An 18,257-nucleotide genomic window follows, 5' to 3' on the forward strand; every position below is an offset into this window, starting at 1 on the left:
CATGACCGAACATACCACCAGCTATTACGCCGCCAGCGCCAACAAATATGAACCCTTTCCGACGCTGGACGAATCGATAAGCTGCGACGTCTGCGTCGTCGGCGGCGGCTACACCGGCCTCTCATCTGCCCTGCATCTTGCCGAAATGGGCTACGACGTGGTGGTGCTGGAAGGGACGCGCATTGGCTTCGGCGCCAGCGGCCGCAACGGCGGTCAGCTGGTTAACTCCTACAGCCGCGATATCGACGTGATTGAAAAAAACTACGGCCCGGATGCGGCGAAAATGCTCGGCAGCATGATGTTCGAAGGCGGCGATATTATCCGCGAACGCATCCAGCGCTATCAGATCCAGTGCGATTACCGACCGGGCGGCCTGTTCGTGGCGATGAACCATAAACAGCTGGAGACGCTGGAAGAACAGAAAGCCAACTGGGAGCGCTACGGCAACACGCAGCTGGAGCTGCTGGACAGAGAGGCGATTCGTCGCGAAGTGGACAGCGACCGCTACGTCGGCGCCCTGCTCGACCACAGCGGCGGCCATATTCACCCGCTCAACCTCGCCATCGGCGAAGCGGACGCTATTCGCCTGAACGGCGGCCGGGTGTATGAGCAGTCGCCGGTCACCCGCATCCAGCACACCAGCCCGGCAGTGGTCAGCACCGCCCGCGGCCAGGTCACTGCCCGCTATGTGATTGTCGCCGGCAACGCCTATCTCGGTGACAAACTGGAGCCGGAGCTGGCGAAGCGCAGCATGCCGTGCGGCACCCAGGTGGTCACCACCGCGCCGCTGTCGGAGGAGGTCGCCCGCTCGCTGATCCCGAAAAACTACTGTGTGGAAGACTGTAACTACCTGCTGGACTACTACCGTCTGACCGGCGATAACCGCCTGCTGTACGGCGGCGGCGTGGTCTACGGCGCCCGCGACCCGGACGATGTGGAGCGGCTGATTATGCCAAAGCTGTTGAAAACCTTCCCACAGCTGCAGGGGGTGAAGATTGACTACCGCTGGACGGGCAACTTCCTGCTGACCTTGTCGCGGATGCCGCAGTTTGGTCGCCTGGATAGCAACATCTACTACATGCAGGGCTACAGCGGGCATGGGGTCACCTGTACCCACCTCGCCGGACGATTGATTTCGGAACTGCTGCGCGGCGACGCCGAGCGTTTCGACGCCTTTGCCAAACTGCCGCACTACCCGTTCCCGGGCGGCCGCAGCCTGCGTATCCCCTTTACCGCGATGGGCGCCGCCTACTACAGCCTGCGCGACCGCCTTGGGGTTTAATCGCCTTTGCCGACGGCCCTGGCCGTCGGCTCATGCTGCGGATAGTGTTGCTGGAAATAGTGGCGCAGAAACTCCACGGTGGTGCGAATTTTAGCCGACGTCGCCAGGCGGGAGACGTAAACCGCCCAGACGTTGGCCGTTTGCCAGTAGTCCGGCAGCACCTGCACCAGATGCCCGCTGGCGATATTCTCCCTGACGTCCCACCACGAACGGAGCGCAATCCCCTGCCCGTCCAGACACCACTGATGAACAATTTCGCCATGGTTGGACGACAGCGGCCCGGTCACTTTGATGGCGTGCTGGCCCTCTTTGCTATGCAGCTGCCAGACGCCGAACGGATGATCCCGCTCTTTAATCACCAGGCACGGCAGAGCCGCCAGATCGCTCAGCTGTTTCGGCGGCGCATGGCGGGCGAGGAACTGCGGCGACGCGCAGAGCACGCGGTGATTGCGCGCCAGCTGGCGAGCAATCAGATTCGGCGCGATATCGTCGCCGAGGCGAATATCGAGATCCACCCCTTCATTGACTAAATCTACCAGCCGGTCCTGAACATCAAAACGCAGCTCCAGCTGCGGGTACTGAAGCGCCAGCGCCGACAGCGCGGGGGCCACCACCCGGCGACCAAAGCCGAAGCTGCTGATAATCCGCAGCGTTCCCTGCGGCACCTGACGCACGTCGGAAAGCTCGTCCATCATCTCATCGACATCCTGCAGAATGCGCTGCGCCCACTCGTAGATCCGCTCTCCCTCTTCGGTAATGGTGACCCGGCGGGTGGTCCGGTGCAGCAACAGCACATTCAGGGTTTGCTCCAGCAGCGAAACCCGCTTGCTGACGAAAGCCGGCGATACGCCCAGCTCCTCAGCGGCGGCGGCAAACCCGGCCCGGCGGGCGACCAGCATAAAGACGCGTAAATCATTCAGCAGCGGCAGATTATTCATGATCTGTGTTTTATGTTTCACCAGTTAGCGTGATTAATTATGAATCAGTCAATTATAGGATAAGCAGGTGGTCAAACATCATCGCTAAAAAGTGAGAACCGGAATGAAAAAAACCTGTCGTATTGCCGCCATCCCGGGTGACGGAATTGGCAAAGAAGTTCTGCCTGAAGGGATCCGCGTACTGAAAGCCGCCGCGCAGCGGTGGGACCTGGCGCTGAGCTTCGAGCAGATGGAGTGGGCAAGCTGCGAATATTATGCTCATCACGGTAAGATGATGCCGGACGACTGGCGCGAGCAGTTACAGGGGTTCGACGCCATCTACTTTGGCGCCGTCGGCTGGCCGGATACCGTCCCGGATCATATATCGCTGTGGGGGTCGCTGCTGAAGTTCCGCCGCGAGTTCGATCAGTACGTCAACCTGCGCCCGGTGCGCCTGTTCCCCGGCGTCCCCTGCCCGCTGGCGGGGAAAAAGGCTGGCGATATCGATTTCTACGTGGTGCGCGAGAACACCGAAGGCGAATATTCCGCTCTGGGCGGGCGCGCCAATGAAGGCACCGAGCATGAGGTGGTGATTCAGGAGTCGATCTTTACCCGCCGGGGCGTTGACCGTATCCTGCGCTACGCCTTCGAGCTGGCGCAAAGCCGCCCGCGCAAAACGCTGACCTCGGCGACGAAATCCAACGGGCTGGCCATCAGCATGCCCTACTGGGATGAGCGGGTGGAGGAGATGGCCAAAAACTATCCCGAGATCCGCTGGGACAAGCAGCATATCGATATTCTCTGCGCCCGCTTCGTGCTGCAGCCGGAGCGGTTTGACGTGGTCGTCGGCTCCAATCTGTTCGGTGATATTCTCTCCGATCTCGGCCCGGCCTGCACCGGTACCATTGGTATTGCGCCATCGGCCAATCTCAACCCGGAGCGCACCTTCCCGTCGCTGTTCGAGCCGGTCCACGGTTCAGCGCCGGATATCTACGGGAAAAATATCGCCAATCCGATCGCCACCATATGGGCCGGGGCGATGATGCTTGATTTTCTCGGGAACGGCGATGCGCGCTATCACGCCGCGCATAACGGCATCCTGGCGGCAATTGAGCAGACGATCGCCAGCGGGCCGAAGACGCCGGATATGCAGGGCAGCGCGTCAACGCAGCAGGTCAGCGACGCCGTCTGCAAAGCTATTTTGGCATAATTATCCCGGCCGCTCCCAGGTCGCGCTACGGCTGACCTGGGCTACAAAAGGCACGATAATGGAGTGAGTAGGCCGGGTTAAGCGCAGCCGCCACCCGGCACAAAATCGTCTCCGCGCCTGATGCCATCGCCCGGCGGTGCGGCGCTTGCGCGGGCCGACTGACGGTCAGAGCCGGATTAATCGATATAGTTATCAGTTTGCAACGGTTTCGCCCCGGAAAAACGGTTGTTCTGTGTTATGTCCGGGCAGATGGCGCACCCGATATGTCTTCTGCGTTAAGTCTCTCCTGGCACCGGGAGCACATAGGGAGAGGCCCGTCGCCACCTCCACCAGCATCCACGGGCTCCGGCCAGCGGCGCGGGCCGGATAACCGATCACAACTCCAGCTCGCGGCGCAGCAGTTGCGCGATAGCCTCGCTGCTCTCAGCGGATACCAGCGCCTGGCGGAACTCGGCGTGCATAATGCGCCGCGCCAGGCGCGAGAAGATGCGCATATGCTGGTCGCCCGCCGAATGCTTGTTTAGCGTCAGCATAATCACAAACTGCGCTTCTTCATCACCCCACTTCACCGGCTGCGCCAGGCGGGCGACGCTAATGGTCGACTGCTCAATATGCTCGGATTTACTATGCGGAATGGCAAAACTGAAGCCCAGCCCGGTGGAGAACACCGCCTCGCGGGCCCAGAGATCGGCCTCCAGCTTGCGCGGATAGCGGCAGCGCCCGGCCAGCAGCAGATTATCCGTCATCCCCTTCAGCACCTCCTCCTTGCTGCGCCAGTCGCTGTTGAGGGTGATGCACTGGCGGCTAATCAACGGCACATCCTGCTGGCGCATGCGGAACTGGGCCAACAGATGCTCCACTTCCAGCGAGGTACGGCACTGCATCGCCTGATTCAGCAGCTGACGGCAGGCGCGGCTGTCCAGCTGCGCCAGACGCGCTTTGGTCGCCGGGATCGCCGGCGCGCTCATGCTCAGTTCATCCAGGCCGAGGCCGACCAGCAGCGGCAGCACCGAACCTTTGGCCCCCAGCTCGCCGCACAGGCCGATCCATTTCCCCTGCCGGTGCGCCGCCTGCACGGCATAGTCCAGCGCACGCAGGAAGGCCGGGTTGAGACTGTTGTAATGGCGCGTCACTTTCGCATTATCGCGATCGACCGCCAGCAGATACTGCGTTAAGTCATTGCTGCCGATGCTAAAGAAGTCCACCTCTTCGCAGCACTGATCGATGATGAACATCACCGACGGCACCTCCAGCATGATGCCCAGCGGAATTTTTTCATCAAACGGGATCTGTTCGACGCGCAGCGACTGTTTGGCCTCCGCCAACCGCTCTTTCACCCACAGGATCTCTTCCATTGAGGAAATCATCGGGATCATGATCTTCAGCGAGCCGTGCGCCGAAGCGCGTAGAATCGCCCGCAGCTGAGTATGAAACAGCGCCTGGTACTCTTCATAGATGCGCACCGCGCGGTAGCCGAGGAAAGGGTTATTTTCCGCCGGAATGTTGAGGTAGGCCACCGGCTTATCACCGCCGATATCCATAGTCCGCACGATAATGCTGCGCCCGGCGGCAGGCTCCAGCGCCTGGCAGAAAATGTTGTAGAGTTCGTCTTCCGATGGCGCGCCGGGCCGGTCCATATAGAGCATCTCCGTGCGGAACAGGCCAACCGACTGCGCGCCGTTGTTGAAGGCCGCCACCGCCTCTACCGAATGGGCGATGTTCGCCGCGATCTCGACGCGGATACCGTCTTCCGTCTGCCCCGCCTTATCCAGCCATACCTGCTGCTGTTGCTGGATCTGCGCCTGAACCCACGACTCCTGCTGATAGTAGCGCGCCACCGCCGGACTCAGGTCGACCACCAGCAGCCCGGCGTTGCCGTCGATCTGCACCTGAGTATCCTCCCAGGGCAACAGTGCGTCGAGGTCAACCCCCACCAGGGTCGGGATATTGAATGAGCGGGCAAGGATCACGGTGTGCGACGTAGTGCCGCCGCTGCGCAGCAGCAGCCCTTTGAGATGCGTTTTATCCAGTTCGAGGAACTGGCTGGGGGTGAGTTCGTCGGCAAGGCAAATGGCGGCTTCCCGCAGTTGACCCGGCGCCGGGAAACGGGCTTCGCCGTAGATATGCTGCAACAGCTGGAAGCAGACATCGCGCACATCCAGCACTCGCTCCTGCAGATAGCTGCTGCCGGAATCGCGGAACTGGGCGCAGAAGTGGTCGCTGGTGGCGACGATCGCCTGGGCGCAGCTGAGACCGGTGAGGATCCCGCCGAGCAGATGCTGGCGCAGCGAGGCATCCGTCGCCAGCGAACGGTGAGCTTCCAGTATCGCGCTGGCGGTACCGTCATTGTCCAGCAGCCGCAGTTCGATATCTTTCACCAGCAGGCGCAGGCCGTTATCCAGTGCCGCCTGCTCCTGTTCAGGACTGCTGGCGACGGGCAGTGCGCCAAGCTCGTGCAAATCGCGGGATTTTAGATGGATGAGTCTGCCCCCCGCGCTGCCGGCGCAGACCGGACTGGCATGGAACAGCGTCGGGTTCAGGCGTGAGAGTGACTCCGGCACCGGCTGGACGTCCAGCGCTTGTGCCGTAGGCAGCGGCGCGTCGCAGTGAGGAAATTCATCACGCAGAAAGGCCGTTAACGCGGCGTAAGCCTCGGCTTCATCTTCGCCGCTGATAAGCAGCTGGCAGGTGTCGCCCTTCAGGGTGTTCGTGCCGATGACCGCCAACGCGCTTTTGGCATTGCCACCGGTATCGCAGCGCAGGTTCCGCCACTCAATTGCCGATGAAAAACGGTTACACAGCGTTTCGACCAGACTGGCCGGACGCGCATGCACGCCGTTGGGCAAATCACATGTAAATTCAATGACCAGAGCCATCGCCTTCCTCCTGAGTAATCCATTAATTCCCCAAAAGGTAATGAAAGATGGTCAAGTGGACTAGGTGACAAAACTGGCAATTACTGGACTATTGTACACACGATACTTTTTTATGCCCGCCATCACAATTCCACCCTTTTAGCGCTCACTCCTCCTGTCATCACTAAGATTTGAGGTGGATCGCAATTCTTTTCTAACCTTACAAATATCCAGTAAATGCACTTTTTCTCTACTGTTTTATGCGGCGCCCTTTTTCTAATGTTGAGCCATCAATACTGTCACGGGCCCTACAGCGCTCAGGAGCAAGCAATGAACGAACTGGTGCAAATACTAAAAAATACTCGCCAGCATCTGATGACCGGCGTGTCATATATGATCCCCTTCGTGGTCTCCGGCGGGATCCTGCTGGCGGTGTCCGTCATGTTGTATGGCAAAGGTGCGGTTCCGGATGCCGCCACCGATCCCAACCTGAAGAAACTGTTTGATATTGGCGTCGCCGGCCTGACGCTGATGGTCCCTTTTCTCGCCGCCTACATTGGCTACTCCATCGCCGACCGCGCCGCGCTGGCCCCCTGCGCCATCGGCGCCTGGGTAGGTAACAGCTTCGGCGCCGGCTTCTTTGGCGCGCTGATCGCTGGGATGATCGGCGGTCTGGTGGTCTATTACCTGAAAAAAATACCGGTCCACAAGGTGCTGCGCTCGGTGATGCCGATTTTCATTATTCCCATCATCGGCACCTTTATTACTGCCGGGATCATGATGTGGGGGCTCGGCGAACCGGTAGGCGCGCTCACGGCAAACCTGACCAACTGGCTGCAGGGCATGCGCGAAGGCAGCATCGTGGTGCTGGCCATCATTATGGGCCTGATGCTGGCGTTTGATATGGGCGGCCCGGTGAACAAAGTGGCCTACGCCTTCATGCTGATCTGCGTTTCACAGGGGGTCTACAGCGTAGTGGCTATCGCCGCCGTCGGCATCGCCGTACCGCCGCTGGGGATGGGACTGGCGACGCTGATCGGCCGCAAATATTTCACCGCCGAAGAGAGGGAAACCGGCAAAGCGGCGCTGGTGATGGGCTGCGTCGGGGTCACCGAAGGGGCGATTCCCTTTGCCGCTGCCGACCCGCTGCGCGTTATTCCGGCCAATATGATTGGCGCGGCCAGCGGCTGCGTCACCGCGGCGCTGTTGGGCGCCCAGTGTTACGCCGGCTGGGGCGGGCTCATCGTGCTGCCGGTGGTCCAGGGCAAACTCGGCTTTATCGCCGCGCTGCTGGTCGGCGCCTGCGTCAGCGCCGCCTGCGTCATTGTGCTGAAAGCGCTGGCTAAAAAGAAATCGTCTGACGCCAAAGCCGACGACGAATTAGACCTTGATTTTGAAATTAACTAACAGACTGGAAGGAACAGATTATGACCCACATTATCGCTGTCACCGCCTGCCCGTCGGGTGTGGCTCACACCTATATGGCCGCCGAATCGTTAGAAAGCGCCGCTAAGGCCAAAGGCTGGCAGGTCAAAGTTGAAACCCAGGGTTCTATCGGCATTGAAAACGAGCTGACCGCGGAAGAGATCGCCGCCGCCGATATGGTCATTCTGACCAAAGATATCGGTATCAAATTCGAAGAGCGTTTTGCCGGGAAAACTATCGTACGCGTCAATATCAGCGATGCGGTCAAACGCGCCGACGCCATCATGAACAAGATAGACAGCCACCTTTCCCAACGAGCCTGAAGCCTTAAAAGGGGCGCCCGCGCGCCCTTCGCCACAACATGGAGTTTGTCATGACGAATCGTACTCAACGCCTGAAAGCCAGCCTGTTCGCCCAACCGCGCGAAATATCACTTGAACGCGCCCTGCTCTATACCGCCAGCCATCGGCAAACGGAGGGCGAGCCGGTGATTATTCGCCGGGCGAAGGCCACCGCCTGGATCCTCGATAAGGTAGACATTTCGATTCGTGATGATGAACTGATTGCCGGCAACCGTACCATCAAACCGCGGGCCGGCATTATGTCGCCGGAGATGGATCCCTACTGGCTGCTTAACGAGCTCGACACCTTCCCGACCCGACCGCAGGACCGCTTCGCGATAAGCGAAGAAGATAAGCGCGTCTATCGGGAAACGCTGTTCCCCTACTGGGAAAAGCGCTCAATGAAAGATTTCATCAACGGCCAGATGACCGACGAGGTCAAAGCCGCCGTCAGCACCCAAATATTCAGCGTGAACCAGACCGATAAAGGCCAGGGCCATATCATAATCGACTATCCGCACCTGTTGAATAATGGCCTGGACGCGCTGGTTGCGGAGATGCAATCACACTGCGCCCGGCAGCCTGATAACCCTTTTTATCAGGCGGTATTGATCCTGCTGGAGGCCTCTCAGCGCCATATTCTGCGCTACGCCGCGCTGGCCGAGGAGATGGCTGGACACTGTCAGGATCCGCAGCGTCAGCGGGAGCTGTTAACCATCGCCGCGATTTCGCGCCACAATGCGCAGCACCGGCCAACGGACTTCCCCCAGGCCTGCCAGCTGTTCTGGTATATGAACATCATTCTGCAGTACGAATCCAATGCCAGCTCCATTTCGCTCGGCCGTTTTGACCAGTACATGCTGCCGTTTTATCAGGCGTCGCTGAATCAAGGACAGGATCCGGCGTCGCTCAAGGAGCTGCTGGAGTCGCTTTGGGTAAAATGCAACGACATCGTCCTGCTGCGCTCCTCCAGTAGCGCACGCTATTTCGCCGGTTTTCCCACCGGGTATACCGCCCTGCTCGGTGGGCTAACGGAAACCGGGCGCAGCGCGGTCAATGTGCTGTCATTTTTATGCCTCGATGCCTATCAAAACGTGCAATTGCCGCAGCCGAATCTTGGCGTGCGGGTGAACGAGCTGATTGACCGCCCGTTCCTGCGTAAAACCGCCGAAACCATCCGCCTGGGCACCGGCATTCCACAGATTTTCAACGACGAGGTGGTGGTCCCCGCCTTCCTCAATCGCGGCGTGTCGCTGGAAGACGCCCGCGACTACGCGGTGGTCGGCTGCGTCGAGTTGTCGATCCCCGGCCGCACCTACGGCCTGCATGATATCGCCATGTTCAACCTGCTGAAGGTCATGGAACTTGTCCTGCAGGAAAATGAAGGACAACCGGAGGTCAGCTGGGAAGGGCTTATCCGCCAGATGCGCGACAAAATTCGCTATTACATCAAGCTGATGGTCGAGGGCAGCAATATCTGCGATATCGGCCATCGCGACTGGGCGCCAGTGCCTCTCCTCTCCTCGTTCATTAAAGATTGCGTGCGGCACGGTAAAGACATCACCGCCGGCGGAGCGCGCTATAACTTCTCCGGCGTCCAGGGCATCGGGATCGCCAACCTGAGCGATTCGCTTTATGCCCTGAAGGGGATGGTCTTTGACCAGCAGCGCCTTAGCTTTGACCAACTGATGGCGGTACTGAAAGCCAACTTCCAGACGCCAGAGGGAGAGAAAATCCGCGCCCGGTTGATCAACCGTTTTGAAAAATACGGCAACGATATCGACGACGTCGATAATATCAGCGCCGATCTGCTGCGCTTTTACTGCAAAGAGGTGGAACAATATCTGAATCCGCGCGGCGGGCGTTTTACGCCCGGCTCCTATACCGTCTCGGCGCACGTGCCGCTGGGCTCGGTGGTGGGGGCTACCCCGGACGGGCGGCTAGCTGGCGAACAGTTAGCGGACGGCGGCCTGTCGCCAATGGTCGGCCAGGATGCCCAGGGGCCGACGGCGGTGCTGAAATCAGTCAGCAAGCTGGATAACTATCTGCTGTCGAACGGTACGCTGCTCAACGTTAAATTCACCCCGGCGACGCTGGCCGGCGACGGCGGGCTAAACAAGCTGGCAGACTTTTTACAGGCTTTCTGCAAGCTCAAGCTGCAGCATATTCAGTTTAACGTGGTCAATGCCGACACCCTGCGTGAAGCGCAGCAACGGCCGCAGGACTTTGCCGGCCTGGTGGTGCGCGTCGCGGGCTACAGCGCCTTCTTTGTTGAGCTGTCGAAGGAGATTCAGGATGACATTATCCGCCGCACCGCGCATCAGCTGTGAGGTGATGGAGACGCGCGCCGACCGGGCGCGCATTTTTAATCTGCAGCGCTACTCGCTCAATGATGGCCAGGGGATCCGCACGGTGGTCTTTTTCAAAGGCTGCCCCCACACCTGCCCGTGGTGCGCCAACCCGGAGTCAATGTCACCCAGGATCCAGACCCTGCGCCGGCAGAGTAAATGCCTGGGTTGCGCCCGCTGCCAGCAGGATGTCGCCGAGTGTCCCTCCGGGGCATGGGAGCAGATCGGTCGCGACATGACGCTGGATAACCTCCTTCATGAGGTGCTGAAGGATGAAGTCTTCTTCCGCGCCTCCGGCGGCGGTGTCACCCTCTCCGGCGGTGAAGTGCTCATGCAGGCCGAATTTGCCGCCCGCTTTCTCCAGCGCCTGCGCCAGTGGGGGATCCGCACCGCCATCGAAACCGCTGGCGACGGGCCCTTCAACCGTTTTTTACCGGTGGCTGAAGCCTGCGACGAGGTGTTATTTGATTTTAAAATCATGGAACCTGAGCGGGCATTGTCGCTACTGCGAATCAATCAGCCGCGGGTACTGGATAATTTTCGCCAGCTGGCGGCTAGAGAGATCAACCTCATCCCACGTGTGCCGCTGATCCCGGGCTATACCATGAGCGTTGATAATTTTCGCCAGATTCTGAACTTTCTCGCACCTTTTAATCTTACAGAATTGCACCTGCTGCCATTTCATCAATACGGCGAGCCCAAATACCGTCTGCTGGGCAAACCCTGGGCGCTGGCCAGGGTGAAAGCGCCTGACGAAGCGGACATTCAACCTTATCGGGTAATGGCCGAAGCGGCCGGATTCCACGTCACTATCGGCGGTTAACGCCAGGAGGATGTTATGGACTTCAATATTATCGCCGTCACCGCCTGCGTCAGCGGAGTGGCGCACACCTATATGGCTGCCGAACGGCTGGAAAAGGTCGGTCATCATGAAAAATGGCATCTTAAGGTGGAAACTCAGGGCGCGCTCGGCGTTGAAAATCGCATTACCGCAGAAGATATCGCCCGCGCCGAAGTGGTGCTGCTGGTGACGGATATCGAAATTGACGACGCCCAGCGCTTTCGCGGCCTGCGGACGATTAAAACCAGCATCAAGAGCTTCCTGCTGCAGCCGCAGCAGATCGTCGAGGCCGTAAAAAGCATCATGAAAAAGCCGGTCGTCTATGTTGAACTTCCCTGACCGGCGACGGGCCTTACTCTACATCCAGCAACCACTTTTGCGCTGGCGTCAGGCGGCTGGCCGTCTCGGGCGTCAGCCAGCGCCGCTGGTCCTGCTGCGGCGTATCCGCGCGATCGATGTATAACCCATGCAGCACACGTCGTCTGCTGCCCTCACGATTACGCGTGCCGCCGTGCCAGGCGTGAGCGTTGTAAATCATCACGCTCCCGGCCGGCGCAGCAAACACGATTTCATCAGGGTGGGCTTGCTCCGGGTCGGCCAGTACCTCTTCCGGGAGCTCAGGACGCAGGTGGGTACCGGGGATTATCCGCGGCGCGCCATTGGCGGCGCTCAAATCGTCTATCGCCCAGATGGTATTCACCAGGTGGACTTTGGGAAAATCCGGGCGCGGCTTTTTCCAGTCGGCGTGCAGCGGCTGGTGGCCGCCGTTATATAACGCCTCGCGCGCGTTGAGGCTGGAGACTTTAAAATCGCCGTCGAAGATATAGCGGCAGGCGGAGAGGATCAGCGGATGAGCCCAGACTTTCTCCCAGATAACCCCCTTATTCACCAGGTTGGCGATCCGCGTCGCGGTCGCTTCCTGATGATGTTCCATCGCCAGATTGTCGCCTTCGCGCTCAACCAGGGTATCAATTAGCCGTCGCATTTCGCTCAGCCACTGGGCGTCAACGACATTATGCACAACGGTGTAGCCGAGGGTGTCGAGCTCGTGTTTCATTTGCGCGCTGAGCGCCAGGCTGGCGCCTAACGCATCGAGAAAGCTAGCTGATGATGAGTTCATGTTGCGTTCCTTTTTAACGTTCCGATAACACAAACAAACTCTACTGGTCCATCCGCGGCATGACAGGAGGCGAGCGCTACGAAAAACTGGACATACGTACGCGAGCCAACAAAGTGTGATGGGCGTCAACAATCACGTTTTCGGCGATGCCTGTGCTGTAGCTGACCGGGAATCCACCGCGCAAAATGGCTTAACAAACGCTGCCGGGGAGGAAAAAATAGATTATCATCAACAGGATAATGCGCATGCTGAGGGCAAAGAATGATTGAAGATCTGCCGGATATACTGCATCGGTTAATCGGTCAAAAAGATCGCTTACAGGTGAGATTTCCTGAGCCGGATATCTCCGTGCCTGCCCTTGCCTTCAATGTACCGTTTCCACGTCTGGAAATTGTGCTGGAGGGTCAGCTTAATGAACAGGGGCTGCCGCTAGCCGCTTCGACGTTAACCGCGCTGCAGGTACTCTACGTGCAGGCGGGAAAGTGGACGCTGCCGCAGTGGACCGGCCCGGCCACTACCCTGAGTATCCTGTTTGGCCGGCAGAAACTGGGATTCAGTATTCAACGCTGGGACGGGAAAAGCCTGCACACGGAGAAGCAAAGCGTTGCCCGCCTCGGGCCGCGCGTGGGCTCTTACCTGCTGCTGAGCCTGAATGAAGTCAGCCTGCAGCCCGATCCGCTGACCGCCCGGCTGGTGGTCGCCGCGCTACTGAGCCACTGTCGCGAACAGCTGGTTGGGCTGGAAATGCGCGTCAGTCGCAGCCGGGATCTGTTTCTTGCCGTTCAGGACTATCTCGAGGAAAATCTGAGCCTGCCGCTGACGCGGGAATCAGTGGCCAGACGTTTTCACATCACGCCCAACTATCTTTCGCATATTTTTCAGAAATCAGGCTCGGTGGGATTTAACGAATATCTGACCCGGGTGCGTCTTGAAAAGGCAAAACAGCTGCTGCGCGGCTATGACCTGAAGGTGAAAGAGATCGCCCATAACTGCGGCTTTGTCGACAGCAACTATTTTTGCCGGGTCTTCAAACGCTACACCGAGCGTTCGCCGTCAGAGTATCGGCGACACTGCCGCAGCGCACAGCAGGCCTAACCTGCCGTGTCGGAATATTACGCCCACTCCACGCGCCCGCGCCCGTTGTGCTTGGCCTTGTACAACGCCTCGTCGACTTTGCGGATAAACGTCTCCTGAGCTTCGCCCGGCCGCCAGGTTCCAACGCCAATGCTGATCGACAGCGGTGTTTGATGATTGATCAGGATGGTGCGGGCATTGTCGAGGATCGCCTGCGCCAGATCGTGCAGCTCAGGCTCCGACAGGCCATCGACGATAATGGCAAACTCTTCCCCACCGATACGCGCCGGCAGGACCTGCTCGCTGGTCAGTTTCGCCAGCTGTTTCCCCAGGGAAAATAACACTTCATCCCCCACCAGGTGGCCCCAGGTATCGTTGATTTTCTTAAAAAAATCGATATCCAGGATCATGAGCCCCAACGCATGTCCGGACTTTTCGCGAATGGTATCGATAAAAAAGCGGCGGTTGGGCAACTGAGTGAGCTCATCTTTTAGGGATTGCGAGCGCGCGTCAACGTACAGCAGGTTGATGCGCTCAATAATTTTGTAGACGCCCACCACGGTCAGCAGCATCCCGGAGAGGCGCAGCAGATCTTCGCAGTAGTAGCCCATCCAGCGCGGCTGAACCACCATCTCATCCATCACATCGAAAGTGCCGCCGGCAATCCACAGCAGCAGCCCATAGCGCACCCAGTTGACGGCAATATGGCTCATCCGCACCTTCGCTGAGCTCCACAGCATAAACACCAGAAACAGCAGCGCCAGCAAATCGATATAGAGCCCGGGGTTGGCCAGGATTTCTCGCCACGTGCCGATGGGCGGCGACACCAGCGCACAGCCGACAGCGACGGCGACGATAACCAGCAGCGCAGGCAGTAGCGTACCCCGCGCCAAAGCGGACGGAATGGGGCGTTTCGCAGGAATAAGGCATTCAGGCATAGCGATGTCTCATGGTAACCACAGGGCCGATCGCGGGACAGGATAGCAGTTAAGCGCAGCGGGACGAATGAAAAAGCGACGCGCCGACAAAACGGCGGTGAGGTAGACTGACCCCGCGGAATTGTTCCAACGTACTACCACTCCATGGCGACGAGGTCAGTGGCGCGGATACTATCGGCTAAATCCACCAGCTGATTAGCTTTCCGTGCGGCGCCACCGATAACCGGCGGCGCCTGCTCAGAGATTAGCCGCTGAACACTCGCGCCTTGCCGCTGACCGTCAGTCGTACCGTCGCGCCGGGCTGCCACGCCGGCTGGCTTACGGTTCGCAGGACAATCGGCCGATCGTGCCCGGACATCGACAGCGTCAGCGTGGAGAGCTGGCCGGAGAAATCAACATCGCGGATGGTGGCGGTACTTTCCTGCGGCCCGCTCACGCTGACGCTCAGCTGTTCCGGACGCAACATCACCTTACCTTCACCAGCAGGATGTCCTGCGTCTGTCGCCAGGTCGCCCAGCGCGCAGCTGGCCCGCCCGGGGCTCAGCCGTGCGGGGAGGATCAGGGCATCGCCGAGAAACAGCGCCGTCTCTTCATCCACCGGCTGCGCGTAAACCGCCAGCGGGGTCCCCACCTGGGCGAAACGCCCCTGGCGCATCACCGCCACCTGTGTGGCGAACGACAGCGCTTCGGTCTGGTCATGGGTCACCAGAATCGAGGCGATGCCGGTCTCCGCCAGCAGATCGGCGGTCGCTTTGCGCGTGCTGGCGCGCAGGCCGGTGTCCAGGGCAGAAAAGGGTTCATCGAGCAGCATCAGCGCCGGCTGCTGGGCCAGGGCGCGAGCCAGAGCCACACGCTGCTGCTGGCCCCCGGAGATCTCATGCGGCCAGTGGCGCGCCAGGCTGTGGTCGAGGGCCACCATCTCCATCAGCGCGCCCACCCGGCGACGTTTTTCCTCGCGGCTGGCGTCCAATCCCCAGGCGATATTGTCCGCCACATTGAGGTGAGGAAACAGCGCCCCCTCCTGCGGAACGTAGCCGATCCGTCGCTGGTGGGCAGGAACAAACACGCCCTCGGCAAACAGCGGCGCGCCGTGCATCACGATCTGCCCGCTGTCGGGCGTTTCGAAACCGGCAAGAATGCGCAGCAGCGTGGTTTTTCCCGAACCCGACGGACCCACTATAGCCGTCCGGCTACCCGGCGCCACCTGAAGATGAATATTATCGAGGACCTGCGCGTCGGCGAAGGATTTCGAAACAGAAGACAATTCCAGCATGTTACAACCCTGCCATTTTTTTCGACTGCATATAGAGAACCGCCGTCAGCGGCAGCGAAATGACGATCATCAGCAGCGCGTAGGGCGCCGCCGCCACGTAGTCGATCTCGCTGGTTAACGCCCAGAATCCGGTCGACAACGTGCGGGTGCCTAACGGCGAGAGCAGCAGCGTGGCGGTCAGCTCATTGCTGACGCCGAGGAACACCAGCGCGGCGCCGGCGGCCGCCCCCGGGGCGGCAAGCCGCATGGTGATACTCCACAGGGCGCGGGCCGGGCTGCGTCCGAGACTGCGGGCGACGTTTTCCAGCTCCACCGGCGCCTGGGCGATACCGGCGCGCAGGTTAATCAGCGCCCGCGGCATAAACATCAGCAAATAGGCCAGAAACAGCGTCACTTCGGTCTGGTACACCGGACGGGCATAGTGGATGGTGACGGTGACCAGCGCCAGCGCGGTCACGATGCCGGGCAGCGAGCTGGTGATGTAATTACACCCCTCCAGCAGGCGGAACAGCGGACGCGGATAGCGCACGCCGAGCCAGGCGATGGGGATCGCGCAGACCGTCGTCAGCAGCGCCCCGCCCGCCCCCAGCAGCAACGTTTGACGCAGGGAATGCCACAGATCGGCATGCAGCCAGTTGTCGATACCGCCCAGCCACAGCCAGCGTCCCAGGACCAGCAACGGCACCCCCATCGCCAGCAACACCAGCAACAGAAGCAGCAGCTGCGCGCCGAAAGCGGCCCCTTTACCCAGCACCAGGCGCTTCTGCTCGCGCGCCGCCCCGGCGCCGATACGCGCATAGCGCGCTTTACCGCGCGAAGCGCTCTCCAGCAGCAGGATCGCCAGACAGCACAGAGCCAGCACGCCCGCCAGCATATTGGCGGCCGGACCGCTGAAGGTCGACTGGAACTGATCGTAAATGGCGGTAGTGAAAGTATCGAAGCGGATCATCACATACAGACCATATTCCGCCAGCAGATGCAGGGCCACCAGCAGCGCACCGCCGCAGATAGCCAGCCGCAGCTGCGGGAGGACCACCCGAAAGAACACTTTCCACGGCGGAGTGCCCAGCGATGCGGCGACATCTTCAAGCGTGGGATCGAGTCGGCGCAGCACGGCCGCCACCGGCATATAGATAAACGGATAGTAGGCCAGCACGGAAAGAAACACCCCGGCGCCCAGGCCATGCAGCGAGGGCGCAGCGCTGACCCACGCGTAGCTCTGAACAAAGGCTGGAATGGCCAGCGGGGCCACCGCCAGCGCCGACCACAGCTGCCGCCCGGCCAGCGCGGTACGTTCCGTCAGCCAGGCCAGCGTCACGCCAAGCACAATGCTGATGGGGACCGCCAGCACCGTCAGCCACAGGGTATTGCTGAGCAGCTCGCCTACCCGCGGGCGAAAGACCAGCGCTTTGATTGTCGGCCAGCCGGTATCGAATCCGACCGCCACCACAAACCCTAACGGCAACAGCGCCAGCAATGAAAACAGGAGCGCTAAGGCAACCATCGGAAATGCAGGACGCCTGCGCTCGGGCAGGCGTCCTGTTTTCTTTCCGAGCGACAGACTCACAACAGACATAGCAACATCACTTCCTCAGGATCAGAGCAGGCCAGCCTGCGTCATCAGTTCAATGACCTTTTTACTGTTCAGCGAGGAAGGTTCTACCTTCGGGGCATCCAGATCTTTCAGCGGGGTCAGTTTCGGGTTAGAGGCCGCGTCTACCCCCACCGCATATTCGAAGGCGTTATTGGTGCGCAGCGCATCCTGTCCCTGCTTACCGGTGATCCATTTAATAAAGGCCTGAGCCTGCGCTTTATGTTTGCTGGAGGCCAGCACGCCGCCGCCGGAAATGCTGACGAAGGCCCCTGGATCCTGGTGTTTGAAGTAATACAGTTGGGTGTTTTTGCTGTTCTCGCCGGTTTTTGACTGGTCAACGAAGCGATAGTAATGGTAGATCACCCCGCCGTCGATCTGCCCGGCGTTGACCGCTTTCATCACCGTGCTGTTGCCTTTATAGGCGACAAAGTTGGTTTTCATCGCCTTCAGCCAGTCGAGGGTCGCCTGCTCACCCTTCAGCGCCAGCATCGCGCTGACGATAGCCTGGAAATCCGCCCCCGATGGCGAAGCCGCCCAGCGGCCCTTCCACTCCGGTTTTGCCAGATCCATCAGCGAGTGCGGCAGCTGCGCCTCGCTGATTTTCGCCGGGTTATAGACGAAGACGGTGCTGCGCGCGGCGATGCCGATCCAGCGTCCGTGCTGAGGGCGGTACTGCGCCGGAACCTGCTGCAGGATCGCCGCATCCAGCGGGGCGAAAAGTTTGGCATTATCAACCAGCACCATCGACGGCGAGTTCTCGGTCAGAAACACATCGGCTGGCGACGCGGCGCCTTCCTGAACCAGCTGATTACCCAGCTCGCTGTCATCACCATTGCGCAGCGTGACTTTAATACCGGTCTCTTTCGTAAATCCATCCACCCACGACTTCACCAGATTTTCGTGTTGGGCGTTGTAGACCACAATCCCGTCCTGACCGTCAGCCGCCATCCCTTGCGGCGCCAGAAACAGAGAAGCGGCAACCAGCGCTGCCGTGCGGAGGGGCGATAAGCGAGATTTCATGAACGCATCCTTAATGAAA

Annotated in this window: 15 protein-coding genes; 8 read left to right on the forward strand and 7 right to left on the reverse strand. The window is 59.9% G+C overall.

What is annotated here, in order from left to right:
- Position 1: 1 nt before the first annotated feature.
- Positions 2 to 1,282, forward strand: a complete 1,281-nt coding sequence (locus tag ABLV04_RS01035) for an FAD-binding oxidoreductase (RefSeq protein ID WP_180265770.1) — start codon at positions 2 to 4, stop codon at positions 1,280 to 1,282.
- Here ABLV04_RS01035 and ABLV04_RS01040 read toward each other — a convergent pair.
- Positions 1,279 to 2,241, reverse strand: coding sequence for a LysR substrate-binding domain-containing protein (locus ABLV04_RS01040; RefSeq protein ID WP_180265771.1), 963 nt, complete (start codon positions 2,239 to 2,241; stop codon positions 1,279 to 1,281). The two genes, ABLV04_RS01035 and ABLV04_RS01040, sit on opposite strands and share 4 nt — an antisense overlap.
- Positions 2,242 to 2,323: 82 nt before the next feature.
- Between ABLV04_RS01040 and ABLV04_RS01045 the strand changes: the two genes are divergently transcribed.
- On the forward strand, positions 2,324 to 3,409 hold the full coding sequence (locus ABLV04_RS01045; protein ID WP_048334639.1) for a tartrate dehydrogenase: 1,086 nt from the start codon (positions 2,324 to 2,326) through the stop codon (positions 3,407 to 3,409).
- Between the two features lie 374 nt (positions 3,410 to 3,783).
- Here ABLV04_RS01045 and ptsP read toward each other — a convergent pair whose 3' ends face one another.
- Positions 3,784 to 6,285: a phosphoenolpyruvate--protein phosphotransferase gene (ptsP, locus tag ABLV04_RS01050; protein WP_101861883.1), complete on the reverse strand. Its 2,502-nt coding sequence runs from the start codon at positions 6,283 to 6,285 to the stop codon at positions 3,784 to 3,786.
- Between the two features lie 309 nt (positions 6,286 to 6,594).
- Here ptsP and ABLV04_RS01055 point away from each other — a divergent pair, with 309 nt between their 5' ends.
- The 5 genes from ABLV04_RS01055 to ABLV04_RS01075 are packed head-to-tail and all read left to right on the forward strand — an operon-like array spanning position 6,595 to position 11,558.
- Positions 6,595 to 7,671 carry a PTS fructose transporter subunit EIIC gene (locus tag ABLV04_RS01055; protein WP_180265772.1) on the forward strand — a complete coding sequence of 359 codons (1,077 nt, stop codon included), beginning with the start codon at positions 6,595 to 6,597 and terminating at the stop codon, positions 7,669 to 7,671.
- A gap of 20 nt (positions 7,672 to 7,691) precedes the next feature.
- Positions 7,692 to 8,012, forward strand: coding sequence for a PTS fructose-like transporter subunit IIB (locus tag ABLV04_RS01060; RefSeq protein ID WP_023289076.1), 321 nt, complete (start codon positions 7,692 to 7,694; stop codon positions 8,010 to 8,012).
- A gap of 50 nt (positions 8,013 to 8,062) precedes the next feature.
- Positions 8,063 to 10,360: a formate C-acetyltransferase gene (locus ABLV04_RS01065; RefSeq protein ID WP_178944659.1), complete on the forward strand. Its 2,298-nt coding sequence runs from the start codon at positions 8,063 to 8,065 to the stop codon at positions 10,358 to 10,360.
- On the forward strand, positions 10,326 to 11,201 hold the full coding sequence (locus ABLV04_RS01070) for a [formate-C-acetyltransferase]-activating enzyme (protein WP_109546476.1): 876 nt from the start codon (positions 10,326 to 10,328) through the stop codon (positions 11,199 to 11,201). Before ABLV04_RS01065 ends, ABLV04_RS01070 begins: the two co-directional genes overlap by 35 nt.
- Before the next feature lie 15 nt (positions 11,202 to 11,216).
- A complete protein-coding gene (locus ABLV04_RS01075) occupies positions 11,217 to 11,558 on the forward strand; it encodes a PTS fructose-like transporter subunit IIB (protein ID WP_023289073.1) in 342 nt (113 codons plus the stop codon).
- Between the two features lie 13 nt (positions 11,559 to 11,571).
- On the opposite strand, the gene ABLV04_RS01080 is transcribed toward ABLV04_RS01075, so the two are convergent.
- Entirely contained in the window at positions 11,572 to 12,339 is a 768-nt protein-coding gene (locus ABLV04_RS01080; protein ID WP_049014883.1) for a phytanoyl-CoA dioxygenase family protein, read from the reverse strand.
- 261 nt (positions 12,340 to 12,600) lie between these two features.
- Between ABLV04_RS01080 and ABLV04_RS01085 the strand changes: the two genes are divergently transcribed.
- Entirely contained in the window at positions 12,601 to 13,434 is an 834-nt protein-coding gene (locus ABLV04_RS01085; protein ID WP_023289071.1) for an AraC family transcriptional regulator, read from the forward strand.
- A gap of 17 nt (positions 13,435 to 13,451) precedes the next feature.
- Here ABLV04_RS01085 and ABLV04_RS01090 read toward each other — a convergent pair whose 3' ends face one another.
- The 4 genes from ABLV04_RS01090 to ABLV04_RS01105 form a co-directional block, all read right to left on the reverse strand.
- Positions 13,452 to 14,351 (reverse strand): GGDEF domain-containing protein, encoded by a 900-nt coding sequence (locus tag ABLV04_RS01090; protein WP_044521982.1) that lies wholly within the window; start codon positions 14,349 to 14,351, stop codon positions 13,452 to 13,454.
- 244 nt (positions 14,352 to 14,595) lie between these two features.
- A complete protein-coding gene (locus tag ABLV04_RS01095) occupies positions 14,596 to 15,624 on the reverse strand; it encodes an ABC transporter ATP-binding protein (protein WP_180265773.1) in 1,029 nt (342 codons plus the stop codon).
- A 1-nt stretch (position 15,625) separates the two neighbouring features.
- The gene (locus ABLV04_RS01100) at positions 15,626 to 17,200 is read right to left on the reverse strand and encodes an iron ABC transporter permease (RefSeq protein WP_180265774.1); all 1,575 of its coding nucleotides are present in this window, start codon (positions 17,198 to 17,200) and stop codon (positions 15,626 to 15,628) included.
- Positions 17,201 to 17,221: 21 nt separating this feature from the next.
- On the reverse strand, positions 17,222 to 18,238 hold the full coding sequence (locus tag ABLV04_RS01105; RefSeq protein WP_180265775.1) for an iron ABC transporter substrate-binding protein: 1,017 nt from the start codon (positions 18,236 to 18,238) through the stop codon (positions 17,222 to 17,224).
- Between the last annotated feature and the right edge of the window lie 19 nt (positions 18,239 to 18,257).

The sequence above is a fragment of the Klebsiella sp. JN_Kp127 genome, from assembly GCF_040062505.1.
Taxonomy (GTDB): domain Bacteria; phylum Pseudomonadota; class Gammaproteobacteria; order Enterobacterales; family Enterobacteriaceae; genus Klebsiella; species Klebsiella quasipneumoniae.